The sequence below is a fragment of the Streptomyces sp. NPDC001406 genome, from assembly GCF_042895285.1.
In the GTDB taxonomy this organism is placed as follows: Bacteria; Actinomycetota; Actinomycetes; order Streptomycetales; family Streptomycetaceae; genus Streptomyces.
Window position 1 is genome coordinate 23,622 of sequence record NZ_JBIAWG010000015.1, and the last position, 17,283, is coordinate 40,904.

General features: G+C 70.3%; 19 protein-coding genes. 13 read left to right on the forward strand and 6 right to left on the reverse strand.

Features of this window, described 5'->3' with window-relative positions; translation table 11 throughout:
* Positions 1 to 44: 44 nt before the first annotated feature.
* Positions 45 to 440 carry a hypothetical protein gene (locus tag ACFY1J_RS32570; protein WP_390710074.1) on the reverse strand — a complete coding sequence of 132 codons (396 nt, stop codon included), beginning with the start codon at positions 438 to 440 and terminating at the stop codon, positions 45 to 47.
* Positions 441 to 622: 182 nt separating this feature from the next.
* Here ACFY1J_RS32570 and ACFY1J_RS32575 point away from each other — a divergent pair, with 182 nt between their 5' ends.
* Entirely contained in the window at positions 623 to 1,117 is a 495-nt protein-coding gene (locus ACFY1J_RS32575) for a DUF1877 family protein (RefSeq protein WP_390710075.1), read from the forward strand.
* Positions 1,118 to 1,176: 59 nt separating this feature from the next.
* Here the strand turns inward: ACFY1J_RS32575 and ACFY1J_RS32580 are convergent, their stop codons facing one another.
* From ACFY1J_RS32580 to ACFY1J_RS32595, 4 genes are all read right to left on the reverse strand, one after another.
* Positions 1,177 to 1,737, reverse strand: a complete 561-nt coding sequence (locus tag ACFY1J_RS32580) for a hypothetical protein (RefSeq protein WP_390710076.1) — start codon at positions 1,735 to 1,737, stop codon at positions 1,177 to 1,179.
* Positions 1,738 to 1,813: 76 nt separating this feature from the next.
* Positions 1,814 to 2,317 carry a hypothetical protein gene (locus ACFY1J_RS32585; protein WP_390710284.1) on the reverse strand — a complete coding sequence of 168 codons (504 nt, stop codon included), beginning with the start codon at positions 2,315 to 2,317 and terminating at the stop codon, positions 1,814 to 1,816.
* 120 nt (positions 2,318 to 2,437) lie between these two features.
* Positions 2,438 to 3,232, reverse strand: a complete 795-nt coding sequence (locus ACFY1J_RS32590) for a DUF4328 domain-containing protein (RefSeq protein ID WP_390710077.1) — start codon at positions 3,230 to 3,232, stop codon at positions 2,438 to 2,440.
* A 112-nt stretch (positions 3,233 to 3,344) separates the two neighbouring features.
* Positions 3,345 to 4,997: a glycoside hydrolase family 20 protein gene (locus ACFY1J_RS32595; protein WP_390710078.1), complete on the reverse strand. Its 1,653-nt coding sequence runs from the start codon at positions 4,995 to 4,997 to the stop codon at positions 3,345 to 3,347.
* A gap of 154 nt (positions 4,998 to 5,151) precedes the next feature.
* Between ACFY1J_RS32595 and ACFY1J_RS32600 the strand changes: the two genes are divergently transcribed.
* The 10 genes from ACFY1J_RS32600 (at position 5,152) to ACFY1J_RS32645 (ending at position 12,571) form a co-directional block, all read left to right on the forward strand.
* Complete coding sequence (locus ACFY1J_RS32600; RefSeq protein ID WP_390710079.1) at positions 5,152 to 5,727, forward strand: 2-oxo-4-hydroxy-4-carboxy-5-ureidoimidazoline decarboxylase; 576 nt, start codon at positions 5,152 to 5,154, stop codon at positions 5,725 to 5,727.
* A 194-nt stretch (positions 5,728 to 5,921) separates the two neighbouring features.
* Positions 5,922 to 6,302: a succinate dehydrogenase, cytochrome b556 subunit gene (sdhC, locus tag ACFY1J_RS32605; protein WP_363293801.1), complete on the forward strand. Its 381-nt coding sequence runs from the start codon at positions 5,922 to 5,924 to the stop codon at positions 6,300 to 6,302.
* Between the two features lie 5 nt (positions 6,303 to 6,307).
* Positions 6,308 to 6,790, forward strand: a complete 483-nt coding sequence (locus ACFY1J_RS32610; RefSeq protein ID WP_390710080.1) for a succinate dehydrogenase hydrophobic membrane anchor subunit — start codon at positions 6,308 to 6,310, stop codon at positions 6,788 to 6,790.
* A 19-nt stretch (positions 6,791 to 6,809) separates the two neighbouring features.
* Complete coding sequence (gene sdhA, locus ACFY1J_RS32615) at positions 6,810 to 8,564, forward strand: succinate dehydrogenase flavoprotein subunit (RefSeq protein ID WP_390710081.1); 1,755 nt, start codon at positions 6,810 to 6,812, stop codon at positions 8,562 to 8,564.
* Positions 8,564 to 9,325: a succinate dehydrogenase iron-sulfur subunit gene (locus ACFY1J_RS32620; RefSeq protein ID WP_390710082.1), complete on the forward strand. Its 762-nt coding sequence runs from the start codon at positions 8,564 to 8,566 to the stop codon at positions 9,323 to 9,325. Before sdhA ends, ACFY1J_RS32620 begins: the two co-directional genes overlap by 1 nt.
* A gap of 400 nt (positions 9,326 to 9,725) precedes the next feature.
* Positions 9,726 to 10,136 carry a VOC family protein gene (locus tag ACFY1J_RS32625; RefSeq protein WP_390710083.1) on the forward strand — a complete coding sequence of 137 codons (411 nt, stop codon included), beginning with the start codon at positions 9,726 to 9,728 and terminating at the stop codon, positions 10,134 to 10,136.
* Between the two features lie 94 nt (positions 10,137 to 10,230).
* Entirely contained in the window at positions 10,231 to 10,638 is a 408-nt protein-coding gene (locus ACFY1J_RS32630) for a hypothetical protein (RefSeq protein WP_390710084.1), read from the forward strand.
* Positions 10,635 to 11,129, forward strand: coding sequence for a thiol-disulfide oxidoreductase DCC family protein (locus tag ACFY1J_RS32635; protein ID WP_390710085.1), 495 nt, complete (start codon positions 10,635 to 10,637; stop codon positions 11,127 to 11,129). The genes ACFY1J_RS32630 and ACFY1J_RS32635 overlap by 4 nt, the downstream gene beginning before the upstream one ends.
* A gap of 18 nt (positions 11,130 to 11,147) precedes the next feature.
* Positions 11,148 to 11,894, forward strand: coding sequence for a TetR/AcrR family transcriptional regulator (locus ACFY1J_RS32640; RefSeq protein ID WP_390710285.1), 747 nt, complete (start codon positions 11,148 to 11,150; stop codon positions 11,892 to 11,894).
* 89 nt (positions 11,895 to 11,983) lie between these two features.
* A complete protein-coding gene (locus tag ACFY1J_RS32645; protein ID WP_390732474.1) occupies positions 11,984 to 12,571 on the forward strand; it encodes a Uma2 family endonuclease in 588 nt (195 codons plus the stop codon).
* Between the two features lies 1 nt (position 12,572).
* Here the strand turns inward: ACFY1J_RS32645 and ACFY1J_RS32650 are convergent, their stop codons facing one another.
* Positions 12,573 to 14,981, reverse strand: coding sequence for an MMPL family transporter (locus tag ACFY1J_RS32650; RefSeq protein WP_390710286.1), 2,409 nt, complete (start codon positions 14,979 to 14,981; stop codon positions 12,573 to 12,575).
* A gap of 187 nt (positions 14,982 to 15,168) precedes the next feature.
* Here ACFY1J_RS32650 and ACFY1J_RS32655 point away from each other — a divergent pair, with 187 nt between their 5' ends.
* Both ACFY1J_RS32655 and ACFY1J_RS32660 read left to right on the forward strand, forming a co-directional pair.
* Positions 15,169 to 15,855, forward strand: a complete 687-nt coding sequence (locus tag ACFY1J_RS32655) for a response regulator transcription factor (RefSeq protein WP_390710087.1) — start codon at positions 15,169 to 15,171, stop codon at positions 15,853 to 15,855.
* A partial coding sequence (locus ACFY1J_RS32660; RefSeq protein ID WP_390732475.1) for an ATP-binding protein occupies positions 15,852 to 17,283 on the forward strand: 1,432 nt, incomplete at its 3' end. The genes ACFY1J_RS32655 and ACFY1J_RS32660, both read left to right, overlap by 4 nt.

Consider the following 17,283-nt stretch of genomic DNA (forward strand, 5'->3'; position numbering starts at 1 on the left):
AGCCGTGTGGACGCGGCCTGTCGGAGCCGTGCGGCCGCAACCCGTCAGAGCCGTGCGGACGCGGCCGTCGCGTCCCGGCACAGCAGTCGCAGCGACCCCTGCCCGTCGAAGCAGCGGCGGGCCTCGTCGATGGGGTCCCAGAGCTTGCCGTCGGGCGTACGGACCCAGTGGTCGCCGCCGGTCGCCCACCACTCGGCGCCGGTCTGCCGGACGATCACCTCACCGGCGTACGCGCCCAGAGCCCGCAGCACGTTCTCGACGGCGGCGTACGGTGCGTCCTCGCGCCGGATGTCCTCGATCAGCCGGTCGACGCGCCACAGGCTCTGCGCCGAGTAGTCGAGCCGCACCCGCGCGCCCTCACGCATGGTCGCCACCGCGTCGGCCGCCCACCGCACCGGCTTCGCCGCCGCATGCGGCCTGGTCTCCTGCTGTGTTCTCACATACTCGACAGTCACATTCGGTAGAGCGAGGTCAGCGGCGTTTTCGTCACCCGGATCCGGGCCGTTTCCGCAACCGGTGCAGGACCGGCGCAGCGCACCCGCACAACGCCCACAGGATTCGCTCAGGATTTCGGGTTTGCCGGGGAGTGATACTTGGGGCCTCCGCTGCGCTCCATTGAGTGATGAGCACGTACTTCCATCTCCGCGCAATACCTGCCCCGGCGCTGCGCAACAGCGCCAACTGGCTGCGCAGGCTGTTCGAGGACGACTGGAACACGGTGCGGGTGCGGCTCGACCGGCACCGTGAAGAGATGCTGGACAAGCGGTATCTCGACCATGACCTCCTCTACGTCGGCGCCTCGCTGCGCCATGACATGGAGGGTCCGGAGACCGACGTGGTGCTCGGCGGGCACCGCGTCTGTCACCCCGACCCCGCCCAGCCGCCGTTCCTGCTGCTCACCGCGGCGGAGGCGGACCGGGTCGCCGCATTCCTCGACTCGATCGACTTCGAGTCGCTGTGGCGTATGGCCCGGCACGATCTCGTGCCGCGCGATGCCGATGCCGACACGGAGTCACAGATCCGGGCCGCCTTCGAGTCGGCGCACCGGGATCTGTCGGCGTTCTACGCGCAGGCGGCGCACTACGGCGAAGCGGTGGTGAAGTGGCTCGTGCGGTGAAGCGGCTCGTGCGGTGAAGTGTGCCGGGGCGGGTGGTGCGGTGGGCCTCAGGCCCGGCCTCAGGCCCGGCCGCGTGCCCGCCGCGACACGACCGCGCGCAGCACCCGCCGCCCCTCGACCGACACCTCCAGCGCCCGGCGCAGCCCGCCCGCGCCGTGCTCGGCGAGCAGCTCCAGGACGGTGACCTGGCGCCGCAGTTCGGCGGCGACCAGCGGCGACATGCCCTCCGTACGGCCCTCTCGGCGCTGGTCGACGGAGCCGGCACCGTCCTCGGCGGAGTCGAGGAGGCGGTGGATCTGGAGCGAGGCGACCGAGCAGGCGTCGGCCCAGACCCGTATCTCGGCGGCGTCGCGCACGGCCGGCGCGGCGCCCAGCATCCGGCGGGCGAGCAGCGCGGCCTCGTCCTCGCCGGGGTCGTCGGGGTCGGCCGAGTCGAGCGCGGCGCGTGCCTTCTCCAGGCACTCGCCCCAGTCGCCACCGCCGTCCGTCAGGCTTGCCCAGACCGGCCGAAGGACCTCGTCGTCGCCGCCCAGCAGGGGGACGCACCGATCCAAACAAGCCAACCCGCTGGCAGCCAGTCCGCGTTCGTCGGCCTGCGCGATCAGTTCCACCAGGCTCATCCACGCCTCCCTCGCCAGGGCGCCGACCTTTACGGAGCCCGCACTTCCCCTTACTGCGTGCGATGGGCCGGTAGTGTCACAGGGGCACCACACCGAGCAGGTCGAGAAGGCGGAAGAAAAGGTTTTCGGCCAAAGGGTCGGGGTCGGCGGTCAGCACCTCGATCAGCGCCTCGGCGCTGACCGTGTGCCCGGCCTCGGCGGCCCAGGCGACCGCGCGTCCGGCGGCGTCGGCGGGTTCGAGGAAGTAGTCGTCCAGGGTGAGACCCTCGCGCTCGGCGCCCAGGTACCCGGCCATCGCCGCCCGTGCCAGACACGTGGTCCAGCCGCCGCTCTCCGGCGCGGCCGCCTCGACGACCACACAGGCGCTGTCCATGACGTACCCGAAGAGCGCGGGCGCGCCGGTCTGTTCGGCGAGCGCGTTCATGTTCCCGATGTCGCCGCCGTCCCCGGTGTACTCCCACACCTGCCAGCCGCCGGGCGCGAAGGCCCGCCGGGTCATGCCCTCGGCGCCGGACAGCGCGTCCAGTTCGGCGAGCGGCCGCTCGGCGCGGCCGACGACGAAGTAGCCCCAGTGACCCATTGCTCGTCCCCCCACGGCCGCACGGTTCGGTCGCGCCGAATACACCACAGCCGTACAGGGGTTCGCAGCCGTATGCGGTATTGCGGACCGGGGAAGGGCGGAAATACGCGCCGGCGAAGGTCAGACCGCGGCGGGCACCGGTCCCGCGAGCGCCTTGCGGTGCTGCATCCGGGTCAGCCGCAGCACGACGAGGATGGCGAGCACGGCCGCCGCTACGTCGAGCGCGTCGGAGAACAGCATCGTGCGGGTGGCGTCGCGCAGCTCCGCCGCGCCCTCGGCCCTGCGGTACTGGGTCAGCGCGGCCCGGTCGGCGAAGAGCGAGATGATCCACAGCGTCCACCAGGCGTTGACCAGCGCGTGCGAGGCAGGCTTGCCCCAGGGACTGCTGGCGTCCCAGATGTCGAGGGTGATCCGGCGCGGATACCACAGGTTGACCACGGGGGTGAACCAGCCGCCGATCGCCCAGCCGCGCGACTTGCTGTGCCCGGACGCGTCGAACACCTCGGCGTTGACGCGCACCCGGTAAAACCAGCACAGGAAGACGACGATGCTCCCGATCAGCGCGACCCCCTGGGCGATGCCCGACGCGCCGTAGAGGGAGTCGGCGCGGTCGGCCCGCCGGACCACGTCGGAGCCGCTCGCGCCGTCCACGATCTCGCTCGCGACGTCGAGCTGCAGGAAGTCCGCCCAGATCGCGAACAGATCGACGGCGATGACGAGCCCGAGCGCCGCGGCGGCGGCCCGGCCGAGCACCACCGGCGAGCGCAGCCAGGCACCGGGCGCGGCGGCGTACGGCACTGCGCTGTACGGCGTCCCGGTGTACGCCGGCATCGGCGCGGGCGGCTCGCCCGCGCACCGGGTGCAGAGGGTTCCGCCGGGCGCGGCGGCGAAGTGATGGCAGCGCGAACAGATCATTGAGTCCCCCGAGGTGTGGTCGCGAATCCGGGCACGGCTCTCCCCCGTGAGGCACGTGCGCGATATCCGGAAGATACGGTTCGAAAGACTCGTACGTCCACTCGATCGGGCGTCAGCCCAGCCGGTCCGCCAGCTTCTTGAACTCCGTCCAGGGCATGGCGGGTGTGCCCGGGTCCCACAGCTTCTGGGCGGTGGCCCGCAGCGGCATCCGGATGCCGGCGGCCACCTGGTCCTGCGTCTGGGCGTACGCGCGGTCGCTCCAGACCGCGAAGGACCCGCCGAGTATCTGCCCGTCGTACCGGGCGGGCACGGCGGTGGTGCCGCGCAGCACCCGCGGGTTCCACTGCTCGTAGATCCGCTGTCCCGTGGGATAGACGAAGGTCTGCGGCTCCCCGAGGACGTAGTAGAGGAACTCGTCGTTGTAGTTGAGGACCTGCCGTCCCGCGCTCAGGTACTCGACCGGCTGCCGGGCGCCGATCTCCTTGCCGGTCCAGTAGGCGACCTGGAGGTCCTTGGCGGGCTGGACGGACGTGCCGCGGAAGAAGCCGTCGTTCCAGACCCGGATCGTCCGCCGGTGGGCGCGGACGGTGTCGGCGCGGTCGCCCAGCCAGCCGGTGGTGAGGTCGGCGACGGTCCCGCCGGAGCCGTACGCCTTCCGCGCGGCCGCGGCCAGTTGCGGGTAGGAGGCCTGCGGGTCGGCGACCACGAGCGCCTGGTACTCGTCGCCGCCGAGGTGCCAGTAGGCGCCGGGGAACACGCTCGCGTACTCGTTGAGCAGGTCGTCGACGATCGCCGCGGACGCGCGCTTGGATATGTCGATCGCCCCGCGCGTCGCAGCGCCCTGCGCGTTGCGCAGTTGCAGGTCGGGGTGGGCGGCGAGGACGGCACCCAGGTGCCCTGGCGAGTCGATCTCAGGAACGACCGTGATGTGCCGGCCGGCCGCGAGGTCGACGATCCGCTTGACCTGGGCCTTGGTCAGATGGTTGGCGGAGACGATCTCGGGGTGGGTCGTGGACTCGATCCGGAACCCCTGGTCGTCGGAGAAGTGCAGCCCCAGCTGGTTGTACTTCAGGTCCCCCAGCTCACGCACCCGGTCCTCGATCCAGGATGCGGAGTACGGCTTGCGCGCTATGTCCAGCATGAACCCGCGCTGCGGCTTGGCCGGCTGGTCGCGTACGACGCCCTCCGGGGCCGTACCGCCGCCGTGGACCTCCTGCTTGAGGGTGCGCGTGCCGTAGAAGACTCCCGCGTCGGCGGGACCGGTTATGTCCACGCCCCCGCCGCGCACGGTCATGGTGTACGACTCCGGGTTCGCGCCCTTGCCGCCGCCGAGCGCCAGCCGTACGTCCCCCGGGCGTACGTCGTTCTTCTCGCCCGCGTACGACAGCCCCAGTTCACCGGCTATGAGCCGCCCCTCGTCGGCGAGCGCCGGGTCGCTCACCACCACGCGCTCACCGCGCGCCGGACGCCAGCCGGGGCCGTGTGCGGGGGTGTGGGAGCGGACGGCGGGGATCGTGCGGGGCGCCTGGGACAGCGGGTAGGAGCGGGAGGGCGTCGGGCTGGCCGGGGTCTTGCCCGAGGTCGTCGCCGTGGCGCCCGGGGACGTCCGCGCCGCCCCCGCGGGCTGTCCGCCGTCGCCCCCGCCCGTGGAGGCCCAGACCGCGAGCCCGGCACCGAGGGCCACCGTGCCGACGAAGGCGGCGGCGGTCAACGCCCGCCTCTGCCTCACCTGCTGCGCCGACGCCCGGCGCCTGTGCTGGCTCACCTTGCCAACCTACGACTCCCGGAAGGGCGCTGCGTCCACCGCATGGTCCGAAACTCTCCCGTCCGAGTGAAATTCGGGCATCCTTCGGACACACCCTGACCGCTCTCGGTAACGTGGCGATACATCTTTCCCAGCATCCCCTGCCAAAACACATGTGACGCGAGGACCCACGCTGCCTGCGCACCGTCTCCCGTACCTCCCGGAGCAGACCCGCACTCCCACCTGCGCCGACCTCCTGGAGGGCTTCAACACCGCGCCCGTCGAAGAGGCCCACACCGTCCTCCTCGCCTGTCTGCGCAGCGTGCGCTGGGCGCGGCGGGTCGCCGACCACCGTCCCTACCCCGACCTGGACTCCCTCCTGGCCGCGGCGGACGAGGCGGCGTACGACCTCGCTCCCGCGGACCTCTCGGAAGCGCTGGCCGGGGAGTCGTTGCCGGACCTGCCCGAAGACACGTACTCCGCCGCGCATACGGCACTGAGTGCTGCCCATGCCGCGTACGAGGCGCGATTCGGACACGCGTTCGTCATCTATCTGGGTGACACTCCGCCCGAGGAAACCCTCGACCGCATCCTCGAAGGAATCCGGTCACGATTGACGAACGATCGGGAGGAGGAGCGCGTCCTCACGGCAGAGGAGATCCGGCGCCTCGCGAAGCAACGGCTGGGGCAGCTGCTCGGGGGCGCGGGGTGCCGCACGAGAAGCCACAACGCACCCGCACCCGGCAAATAACGGGACACCCCACCCCAGATGCCGCCCCGCCAATAGCCCGTCCGGTGCCAGTTTGATCACACGAGGTAGGCCCCCTGTCAGGCGAGCGGCGGCACGTGGCTACGATGCTGGGGGCCGGTGGACCGTACCCGGCCGGGCCCGACCGACAACCGAAGCCGGCGCGGCCCTAGTCCCCGCTCCCGGAGGGTTCTTCCGTGCCGGCTGGAACGCTGTACCGCGGCCGGGAAGGAATGTGGTCCTGGGTGGCTCACCGAGTCACCGGCGTCCTCATCTTCTTCTTCCTGTTCGTTCATGTGCTGGACACCGCTCTCGTCCGTGTCTCCCCCGAGGACTACGACAAGGTCGTAGCCACGTACAAGACGCCGATCGTCGCGCTGCTGGAGTACGGCCTGGTGGCCGCCATTCTCTTCCACGCGCTCAACGGCCTGCGCGTCATCGCCGTCGACTTCTGGTCGAAGGGCGCGCGCTACCAGAAGCAGATGCTGTGGTCCGTGGTCGTCGTCTGGGTCGTCCTGATGGCCGGCGCGATCTACCCGGTCCTCGGCCACGCCGCTCGTGTTCTGTTCGGGAGCTGACGCCGATGTCCACCACTGAAACCACCGCGTCCGGGATCGGCCCCGTCGAGGGCGCCGCCCTGTACAACGTCGACAACCCGGCCCCGCTCATCGAGGCTCCGCGCAAGCGCACCAAGAAGACCCCGCGGTCCACCCGCGGCAACTTCGAGATGGCCGCCTGGCTGTTCATGCGCCTGTCCGGTGTCGTGCTGGTCGTCCTGGTCATCGGCCACCTGCTGATCCAGCTCGTGCTGGACGGCGGCGTCTCCAAGATCGGCTTCGCCTTCGTGGCCGGCCGCTGGGCGTCCCCGTTCTGGCAGGTCTGGGACCTGCTGATGCTCTGGCTCGCGATGCTGCACGGTGCCAACGGCCTGCGCACGGTCATCAACGACTACGCGGAGCGCGCGAACACCCGGCTGTGGCTCAAGGGCCTGCTCTACACGGCCACGGTGTTCACCATCCTGCTGGGCACGCTGGTGATCTTCACCTTCGACCCGAACATCCGCTAGGCACGGGGCTGCGAGAATCATGAAGATCCACAAGTACGACACCGTCATCGTCGGCGCCGGCGGCGCGGGCATGCGCGCGGCCATCGAGTCCACGAAGCGCAGCCGCACCGCGGTCCTGACCAAGCTCTACCCCACCCGCTCCCACACGGGCGCCGCGCAGGGCGGCATGGCCGCCGCGCTGGCCAACGTGGAGGAGGACAACTGGGAGTGGCACACCTTCGACACGATCAAGGGCGGTGACTACCTGGTCGACCAGGACGCCGCCGAGATCCTGGCGAAGGAGGCCATCGACGCCGTCCTCGACCTGGAGAAGATGGGCCTGCCGTTCAACCGGACGCCGGGCGGAACGATCGACCAGCGCCGCTTCGGCGGTCACAGCCGCAACCACGGCGAGGCCCCGGTCCGCCGCTCCTGCTACGCGGCCGACCGCACCGGCCACATGATCCTCCAGACGCTGTACCAGAACTGCGTCAAGGAGGGCGTGGAGTTCTTCAACGAGTTCTACGTCCTGGACCAGCTGATCACCGAGGTCGACGGCGTCAAGAAGTCGGCCGGTGTGGTGGCCTACGAGCTGGCCACCGGTGAGATCCACGTCTTCCAGGCGAAGGCAGTCATCTACGCCTCGGGCGGCACCGGCAAGTTCTTCAAGGTGACGTCCAACGCGCACACGCTGACCGGTGACGGCCAGGCCGCCGTCTACCGCCGCGGACTGCCGCTGGAGGACATGGAGTTCTTCCAGTTCCACCCGACCGGCATCTGGCGCATGGGCATCCTGCTGACGGAGGGCGCCCGTGGTGAGGGCGGCATCCTCCGCAACAAGGACGGCGAGCGCTTCATGGAGAAGTACGCGCCGGTCATGAAGGACCTCGCGTCCCGTGACGTCGTCTCCCGCTCCATCTACACGGAGATCCGTGAGGGCCGCGGCTGCGGTCCCGAGGGCGACCACGTCTACCTGGACCTCACCCACCTCCCGCCGGAGCAGCTGGACGCCAAGCTCCCGGACATCACCGAGTTCGCGCGTACGTACCTCGGCATCGAGCCGTACACGGACCCGATCCCGATCCAGCCGACCGCGCACTACGCGATGGGCGGCATCCCGACGAACGTCGAGGGTGAGGTCCTGTCGGACAACACCACGGTCGTCCCGGGCCTGTACGCGGCCGGCGAGGTCGCTTGCGTGTCGGTGCACGGCGCCAACCGTCTCGGCACGAACTCCCTGCTGGACATCAACGTGTTCGGCCGCCGCGCGGGCATCGCCGCCGCCGAGTACTCCCAGAAGGCGGAGTACGTCGAGCTGCCGGAGGACCCGGCGTCCTTCGTCGTCGAGCAGATCGAGCAGCTGCGCACCTCGACGGGCAACGAGCGGGTCGCCCAGATCCGTCGCGAGCTGCAGGAGACCATGGACGCGAACGTCATGGTGTTCCGCACCGAGCAGACGATCAAGACCGCGGTCGAGAAGATCGCCGAGCTGCGCGAGCGCTACAAGAACGTGGCGATCCAGGACAAGGGCAGGCGGTTCAACACGGACCTGCTGGAGGCCATCGAGCTGGGCAACCTGCTGGAGCTGGCCGAGGTCATGGCGGTGTCGGCACTCGCCCGCAAGGAGTCCCGCGGCGGCCACTACCGCGAGGACTACCCCAACCGCGACGACGTCAACTTCATGCGCCACACCATGGCGTACCGCGAGGTGGGCGACGACGGCACCGAGTCCGTCCGTCTCGACTACAAGCCGGTCGTCCAGACCCGCTACCAGCCGATGGAGCGTAAGTACTGATGGCAACTCCTGTTCTGGACAAGGTGGAGGCGGAGGCCGCGGGCTCTCCCTACATCACGGTCACGTTCCGGGTCCGCCGGTTCAACCCGGAGGTCTCGGCCGAGGCGGCCTGGGAAGACTTCCAGCTGGAAATCGACCCGAAGGAGCGGGTCCTCGACGGTCTGCACAAGATCAAGTGGGACCTCGACGGCACCCTCACCTTCCGTCGCTCCTGCGCCCACGGCATCTGCGGCTCGGACGCGATGCGGATCAACGGCAAGAACCGTCTTGCCTGCAAGACGCTGATCAAGGACATCAACCCCGAGAAGCCGATCACGATCGAGCCCATCAAGGGCCTCACGGTCCTCAAGGACCTGGTCGTGGACATGGAGCCGTTCTTCCAGGCGTACCGGGACGTCATGCCCTTCCTCGTCACGAAGGACACGAACGAGCCGACGCGCGAGCGTCTGCAGTCGGCGGAGGACCGCGAGCGGTTCGACGACACGACGAAGTGCATCCTCTGCGCCGCCTGCACGTCCTCCTGCCCGGTCTTCTGGAACGACGGCCAGTACTTCGGCCCGGCGGCCATCGTCAACGCGCACCGTTTCATCTTCGACTCGCGTGACGAGGCCGGCGAGCAGCGCCTGGAGATCCTCAACGACCGCGACGGCGTGTGGCGCTGCCGCACGACCTTCAACTGCACGGATGCCTGCCCGCGCGGCATCGAGGTCACGAAGGCGATCGCCGAGGTCAAGAAGGCCCTGATCACCCGCCGCTTCTGAGCTCCGCTCCACTGCGGCAAGGTGGGCCCCGCCTCCGGTTTCACACCGGGACGGGGCCCACTCGTCTTCCCGGGCCGAGCCCGGGTTCGGACTTCAAGGGGACGGGCATACGGTGACCATGAAAGCCTCCCGTGGGGGTGCTGCGGGTGCTGCCCGAGTTCGACTGTTGGGCGGCTGACGAGTCGGACCCGCGGTCGACGAGGACCGGGGACGGCCCCGCGCAGTGCCTGCCCGTGTCGGTCCACGACCGGTGCCCCCCTGAACCTGGCCGAGCCGTTCGTCCGGGCCCTGCGCGCCGAGGACGCGGCGGCCGTGCTCGCCCCTCTCCGACACCGCCGGGCGGGTGACCTACGCGGTCTGTCCGCGTGGGGGCCCGTTGCGCCGTACCTAATCTGATGGCATGTCAGATGACGAGTCGTACGAGCTGCTCGGGTTCGACAACGTGCTGCTCCCCGTCGGGGACCTCGCGGAGGCCGTCGGCTTCTACGAGCGTGCCGGGTTCGGTGTCGCCTTCCGGTTCGACGAGGGCGGGATCGCGCTGCTGAAGGTCGGCGGCGAGACGCCCGGGATTCTGCTGCGGGTCGAGGAGGAGCTGGGGTACCGGCCGCCCACATGGCCCTCGCCGCGCGTCTGGCTGGAGGTGCCGGACGCGCGGGTCGCGGCGCAAAAGCTCACCGAACGCGGCATCACCCTGCTCGACGAACCCTTCCCCGTGGCGACCGGCTGGACCGTCGAGATCGCCGACCCCTGGGGCAACGTCCTCGGGTTCGCGGACTACTCCAAGCGCCCGGAGCTCGGCAGACGGCCCTGATGCGGAGCCCGCCACACTTGAGTTGAACACGTTCAAAAACAGGTCTACAGTCATCCCTGTCAGCGTTTTGAACGCGTTCAAGAAGGGGTGGGGCATGGATCGCACCGTCATCGCCTACGTCATCTACCTGGCCGTCAGCATCGCGCTGACCGTCTGGGTGGCCCGCACGCTCAGCCGCAACGGACGGATCTTCCTCTCCGACGTACTGCACGGGAACGAGCAGCTCGCCGACGCCGTCAACCACCTCCTGGTGGTCGGCTTCTACCTGGTCAACCTCGGCTTCGTGGCGCTGTACCTGAGCGGTGACGACACCATCGAGGACACCCGCGGCATCTTCGAGGCCCTGTCGACCAAGCTCGGCGTGGTGCTGCTCGTGCTCGGTGTGATGCACCTGGGCAATGTGTACGTGCTGAGCCGGATCCGGCGGCGCGGGGTGCTGGACCGGGAGCAGGTGCCGCCCGTCGCGCCGCAGGGCTGGGCCGCCCCGGGCACCGGGGTGTGAGCGCCGTGCCGGCCACCGCAGACCGGGGCGCCGTGCGCGTCCCGGTCCACGGGCTCACCGTGCTGTACGACGCCGAGTGCTCCCTGTGCGCCCATGTGCGCGACTGGCTCGTGAAGCAGCGGCAGTTGGTGCCGCTGGAGCTGGTGCCGGCGGGGTCGGCGCAGGCCCGGCGGCGGTACCCGGGGCTCGACCACCGCGCCACCCTCGACGAGGTCACCGTCGTCGGGGACGCCGGGCAGGTCTACCGGGGCGCCGCCGCCTGGATCGTCGTCCTGTGGGCCCTGCGCGAGTACCGCCCGCTCGCCCACCGGCTCAGCACCACGGTCGGCACCGGGCTCGCCAAGGGTGCGGTACTGGCCGCCGCCAAGTGGCGGGGCGGCCAGTGGGGCGGGAAGGTCTACCGGCGGGAGGACGGCTGGTCGTACGACCCCCGCCAGGGGTGGACGTACGCTCCTCCGGGGTGCGACGGCGGTGCCTGCGCCAGTCGTTAGGCTCTTTGCGTGTCCGCGATGAACGAGTCCGGCCGGCCCGGTGAGGCCGACGCCCCCAGCAAGTCCGAGCAGACCCGCGCGCTGATCCTGGAGACCGCGATGCGGCTCTTCCAGGAGCGCGGCTACGACAAGACGACGATGCGGGCCATCGCCAAGGAGGCCGGGGTCTCCGTCGGCAACGCGTACTACTACTTCGCGGGCAAGGAGCACCTGATCCAGGGCTTCTACGACCGGATCGCCGCCGAGCACCAGGTGGCGGTCCGTGAGGTCCTGGCCCGGGAGACCGACCTGGAGGCGCGGCTCGCGGGCGTGCTGAAGGCATGGCTGGACGTCGCGCGGCCTTACCACGAGTTCGCGGTGCAGTTCTTCAAGAACGCCGCCGATCCGGACAGCCCGCTCAGCCCCTTCTCGCCGGAGAGCGAGCACGCGCGCATGGAGGCGATCAGCGTCCACAAGGAGGTGCTGCGCGGGGCGAAGACCAAGGTGCCGGAGGAACTGCGGGAGGTCCTGCCCGAGCTGATGTGGCTCTCCCAGATGGGGCTCGTCCTGTACTGGATCTTCGACCGCACGGAGGGCCGCGAGCGCAGTTACCGCCTGGCGGCGCGGGGGGCGCGGCTCACCGCGCGGGGTGTGTCGCTGGCCCGGTTCCGGGTGCTGCGGCCGCTGGTGCACGAGGTGCACGAGCTGTTCACGGACTTCCTGCCGGGGATGACGAAGGCGCTGCCGGATCCGGCGGGCAAGGGGCGGCGGGGCGGGGCGGAGTGATCACTTTCGATGAAGCGGTTCGGACGGGACGGCGGGGGCTCTTTCTGCCTACGATGATGCTCTCGACACCAGCCCATGGGAGGCACCTGATGTCCGCAGCAGCTGTCGAGCAGCCGCACGAGGAGCGGTCGCTCATCGCCGAAGCGAACCACATCATGGAGAGCGTTCCGGGCCTCCGCGTCGAGATCATCGGAGAGCAGATTCTCGTGAGCCCCGCACCGGACGGCCCCCACTCCGAGGCCCTGATGCTGTTCGCTGCCCCATTCATGAGTATGGGCCTGGTACGGGTGCTCCCGGGCATCGGACTCTGGCTCCCCAGCGGCCCGGAGGACTACGCGATCCCCGACCTGTCGGTGGTCGACGACGACTACCGAGATCACCTCGTGGAGAACAGCTGCTACGACCCGACGTGCTTCCGTCTGGTCATGGAGGTCACCTCCAGCAACTGGAAGACGGATCTGCAGACCAAGGTCGGCTCCTACGCCAAGGCCCGAATTCCCGTCTACGTCATCGTGGACCGCCAGCACCAGCGCCTGCATGTACTGACCGAACCCACGGGTGGCCGTTACGCCGAACACGGGATCCACATCCCCGGGGAGCTCGTCACGCTCCCCGAGTCCGTGGGTGGCAAGGTGGTACTGGATGTCGAGCGCCTCCTCAAAGCCGGGCTGACCTGAGTCAGTTGACCGCGTCCACCTCCCCCTCCGCCAATTCCACGTCGTACACCACCGGCCCGTCCGTCACCGCCACATGCCGGGCCCGGGAGCCGTACGAGCCCGCTGTCACCGCCAGCACATAGGAACCCGGCGTCGGTACCGACACGATGTACGAGCCGTCGGCCAGAGACATCACGCGGTCCAGTTGGCGGCCGGCCTTCGAGAGCAGGGTCACCGCGGCGTTCTCGACGGGGTCGCCGTCCGCCGTGCGGACGAAGCCATGGACCACCGAGGCGGGGCCGCTCTGCTGCTCAGCCGGTTCCTCGGCCTCTTCCTTGGGCTCCACCGCCAGGTGCGGCAGCCGCTTCTCCAGCCACCCCGGCAGCCACCAGTTCGAGCCGCCCAGCAAATGCATCGCCGCCGGCACCAGCGCCGTACGCAGGATGAACGCGTCCAGGGCCACCGCGACCGCAAGGCCCACGCCCGCCGTCGCCGCGCCCGAGTCGCCGCTGAGCACGAACGCCAGGAACACGCAGACCATGATCAGGGCCGCGGAGTTGATGACGCGGCTGGTCTCGGCCAGACCGACACGCACCGCGCGCGCGTTGTCCTTCGTGTGGACCCACTCCTCGTGCATCCGGCTCACCAGGAACACCTGGTAGTCCATCGACAGGCCGAAGAGCAGGGACAGCATGATGACCGGCAGGAAGGCGTTGATCGGGCCCTCCTTGCCGAGGCCGAGCAGATCCAGGCCCCAGCCCCACTGGAAGATCGCGACGAGGACGCCGAAGGAGGCCGCCGCCGCGATCAGGTTCATCACCGCGGCCGTCAGCGGCACCACCAGGGAGCGGAAGGCGATCAGCAGAAGCAGGAAGCCCAGGCCGACGATGGTCGCGATGAAGTACGGGAGGCGGTCGCCGGTGACCGTCGCGAAGTCCTTCGACACCGCCGTCACACCGCCCACGTGCGCCTGCACGCCCGCCTTCGGGATCACCTCGTCCCGCAGGACGTCGATCAGGTCGTCCGTCTGCTTCGACTGGGGCGAGGTCGTCGGGACGACCTGGATGACCGTGACGCCCCGGGCGGGCGGCAACGGCGCGACCTGGGCCACCCCGGACGTCGCCTCGATGTCCTTCACCAGGGTCGTCGTGTCGCCACCGGACGTCACCACCTGGAGCGGCCCGTTGAAGCCGGGACCGAAGCCCTCCGCGAGCAGGTCGTACGCCTTCCTCGTGGTCGTCGACGCGTCGTCGTTGCCCTGGTCCGTCGCGCCGAGCCGCAGCGACAGCACCGGGAGGGCGAGCGCGGCCATGAGGACCACGGCGAGCACGGCGATCGTACGGGGGCGCTTCTGGACGCCCGCCGACCAGCGCACCGCGAGTCCGCTCGTCCGCTCCCGCTCGGGGCCCTGTGCGGCGAGCCGGCGGCGCTGACGGCGGCTGAGCACCCGGGGGCCGAGGAAGCCGAGCAGGGCCGGCAGGAGCGTGGTCGCCGCGAGGACGCTCAGCACCACCGTGAGGGACGTGCCGATCACCACGCCGTCCAGGAAGCGCAGGTTCGTCACCAGCATTCCGGCGAGCGCGATGCACACCGTGCCGCCCGCGAACAGCACCGCGCGGCCGGAGGTGTTGAGGGCGGTGACCGCCGACTGCTCCGGGTCCATGCCGCGCAGGATGCCGCGCCGGTGCCGGGTGACGATGAACAGCGCGTAGTCGATGCCGACGCCGAGGCCGATCAGGGTGGCGAGCAGCGGGGCCAGGTCGGGGATGTCGGTGGTGTGGCTGAGCAGCTGGGTGGAGAACAGCCCCGTGCCCACGCCGAAGATGGCCACACCGATCGGCAGCAGCATCGCGAAGAGCGAGCCGAAGGCCAGGAACAGGACGACGGCGGCGGCCACGATGCCGACCATCTCCGCGAGGCCCGTCGGCGGCTCCTGCACCCGCTGGATCGCCTGGCCGCCGAGCTCCACTTCGAGACCGCCGCGTTCGGCGGCCTGCGCGGTGTCGACGACGTCCTGGACCAGGTCCTTGGGTACGGCGTTCGCCCGGTCCGTGAACGTGATCTGCGCGTACGCGATCCGTCCGTCACGGCTGACCTGCGCCGCGCCGCGGGGGCCGGAGTAGGGGCCGGTGACGTCGCCGACGCCCTTCATCTTCGCGATCTTCTCCAGCGCCGGCTGGATCCGGGACCGTACGTCCTGGTCCTTCACCGAGCCGGAGCCGACCTTCCACACCACCGTGTCGGTGTCGCCCGAGCTGTCCGGGAACGCCTTCTCCATCAGGTCGTACGCCCGCTTGGAGTCCGTGTCGGGAAGGGAGAAGACGTTCGCGTAGTCCGTGCCCGCCGTCGACGCCGAGAATCCCAGGCCGAACAGCGCCCCCACCCACAACAACAGGACCACCAGCCGGTGCCGATAGCACCACCGTGCCAATGCTTCCACGCTCAAAACTCCTTGATAGTCCGGTTCATCCGGTTCGTTCGGTCGGTTGGTCCCCCAGGTCCTGGGCAACAGGATTGGGGGCACCACTCGCGTGTGGACATGGGACCGACTTGACTCTCAAGGAACTCCAAAGCTGCGACCGGCCACCGTTGTCGGTGGGTGTACGGATACTGGGGGCATGACGGCTCCAGGAACCGTGCTGGTCGTGGAGGACGAGCCGAGCATCGCGGACGTCCTCGCCATCGCCCTGCGCTACCACCGCTTCGAGGTGATGACGGCGGGCACCGTCCGCGAGGCCCTCGCGCTCGCCGAGCGCACCCGGCCCGACGCCGCGCTGCTCGACGTCATGCTGCCGGACGGCGACGGCCGCGCCCTGGGCCGCGAGCTGCGCGCCCGGCGGCCCGAGCTGGCCCTGGTCTTCCTCACCGCGCGCGACTCGCCCGCCGAGATGGTCGGCGCCCTCGCCTTCGGCGACGACTACATCACCAAGCCGTTCGACATCGACGTGGTCGTCGCCCGGATCGCCGCCGTGCTGCGCCGCACCCGCCCGGCCGACGTCATCCCGCAGCAGCCGCCGCTGCGCTACGGCGACCTGGAGCTGGACGAGACGACGTACTCGGTGCACCGCGCGGGCCGCACGGTCGAGCTGACCCCCACCGAGTACGCGCTGCTGCGGTTCCTGGTGCGCAACGGCGGCCGGATCGTGCCCAAGGAGCAACTCCTGCGTCACGTCTGGCAGTACGAGCACACCCCGGCCGAGTCGACCGTCGTCGAGACCTACATCAGCTATCTGCGGCGCAAGCTGGACACCCTGGGGCCCCCGGTGATCACCACCCGGCGGGGCGTCGGATACGGGCTGGCATGAGGCTCCCTCGGTTCGAACGGCCCCATGGGGTGCACTCCCTGCGCGGCAGGATGACCCTCGCGAACGTCGCGCTGCTCGCCGTCGGCATCATCGCGGCGACCGCGGTCAGCCTGATGGGGATGCGCCACTATCTGGTCGGCCAGGTGGACTCCGAGATGGTCAAGATGCGTGACTCGCTGGGCGGTTCGCGGCTCACCCTGCGCCAGATCGACTCGCTGAGCGTGCTCGGCGTCATCCGCGACCGGTTCGCGCCCAACGGCACGGACGAGCAGCCGGCCCCGGACTCGATCTTCGCCGCGGTGGACGGCCGGGGCGAGGCCATCACGCTCTTCGACATCGAGCCCACCGTCGCCCAGCGCGGCCTCGCGGCGGCGGTGGACGATCCGCGGGCCCTGGCCGCGGACCCCGAGCCGCACGATGTCACGGTGCGCGGCGCCACGTACCGCGCGACCGCGATCCGGCTCGCCGACGGTCACTACATCCTGCTCGCCACCTCCACCGACGGCCTGCACAAGGGCATAGCCAAGGCCCTGAAGCTGGACCTCGCCGTCGGCACCCTGCTGATCGGGCTGCTGGGCTGTTTGACGATGTTCAGCGTCCGGCAGGGGCTACGGCCCCTGGAGGACATGGTGGAGACCTCGTCGGCCATAGCCGAGGGCGACCTCACCCGGCGGGTCCCCTCCAGCCACCATCCGACCCAGGAGGTCGAGCAGCTGCGGCTCGCGCTCAACTCCATGCTGCACCAGGTGGAGTCGGCGTACCGGACGCGCGAGCGCAGCGCGGCCCAGTTGCGCCGGTTCGTCGCCGACGCCTCGCACGAGCTGCGCACCCCGCTGTCGGCGATACGCGGCTACCTCCAGCTCTACGACAAGGGCATGCTGACCGAGCCGGACGAGCGCCGACGCGCCTGGGACCGGGTGAACGCCGAGGCGGACCGCATGGGGCGGCTGGTCGACGAGCTGCTCACCCTCGCCCGCCTCGACCAGCGGCCCGAACTGCGCCTGCGGAACGTGGACGTGAGCCGCCTGGTGCGGGACGCGGCCGAGGACCTGCGGGTGCAGCAGCCGGACCGCCCGGTCACCGTGGCCGCCGACGGCTCCCTGCTGGTGCGCGCGGACGAGTCGGGGCTGCGGCAGGTGCTGGGCAATCTGGTGACCAACGTCCGCATCCACACACCCGCCGACGTGCCGGTGCGGCTGGGCGTGGAGCGGGCGGACGGGACGGTCCGGGTGTGCGTCACGGACGAGGGCCCGGGACTGTCCGAGGAGGACGCGGCACGAGTCTTCGACCGCTTCTTCCGCGCGGGCGGCGGCGCGGGCAGCGGGCTCGGCCTGGCCATCGTGCAGGGCGTCGTACAAGCACACGGCGGCGAAGTCACGGTACGAACCGCCCCCGGGCAAGGGCTGGCCGTGACGGTGAGCCTGCCGA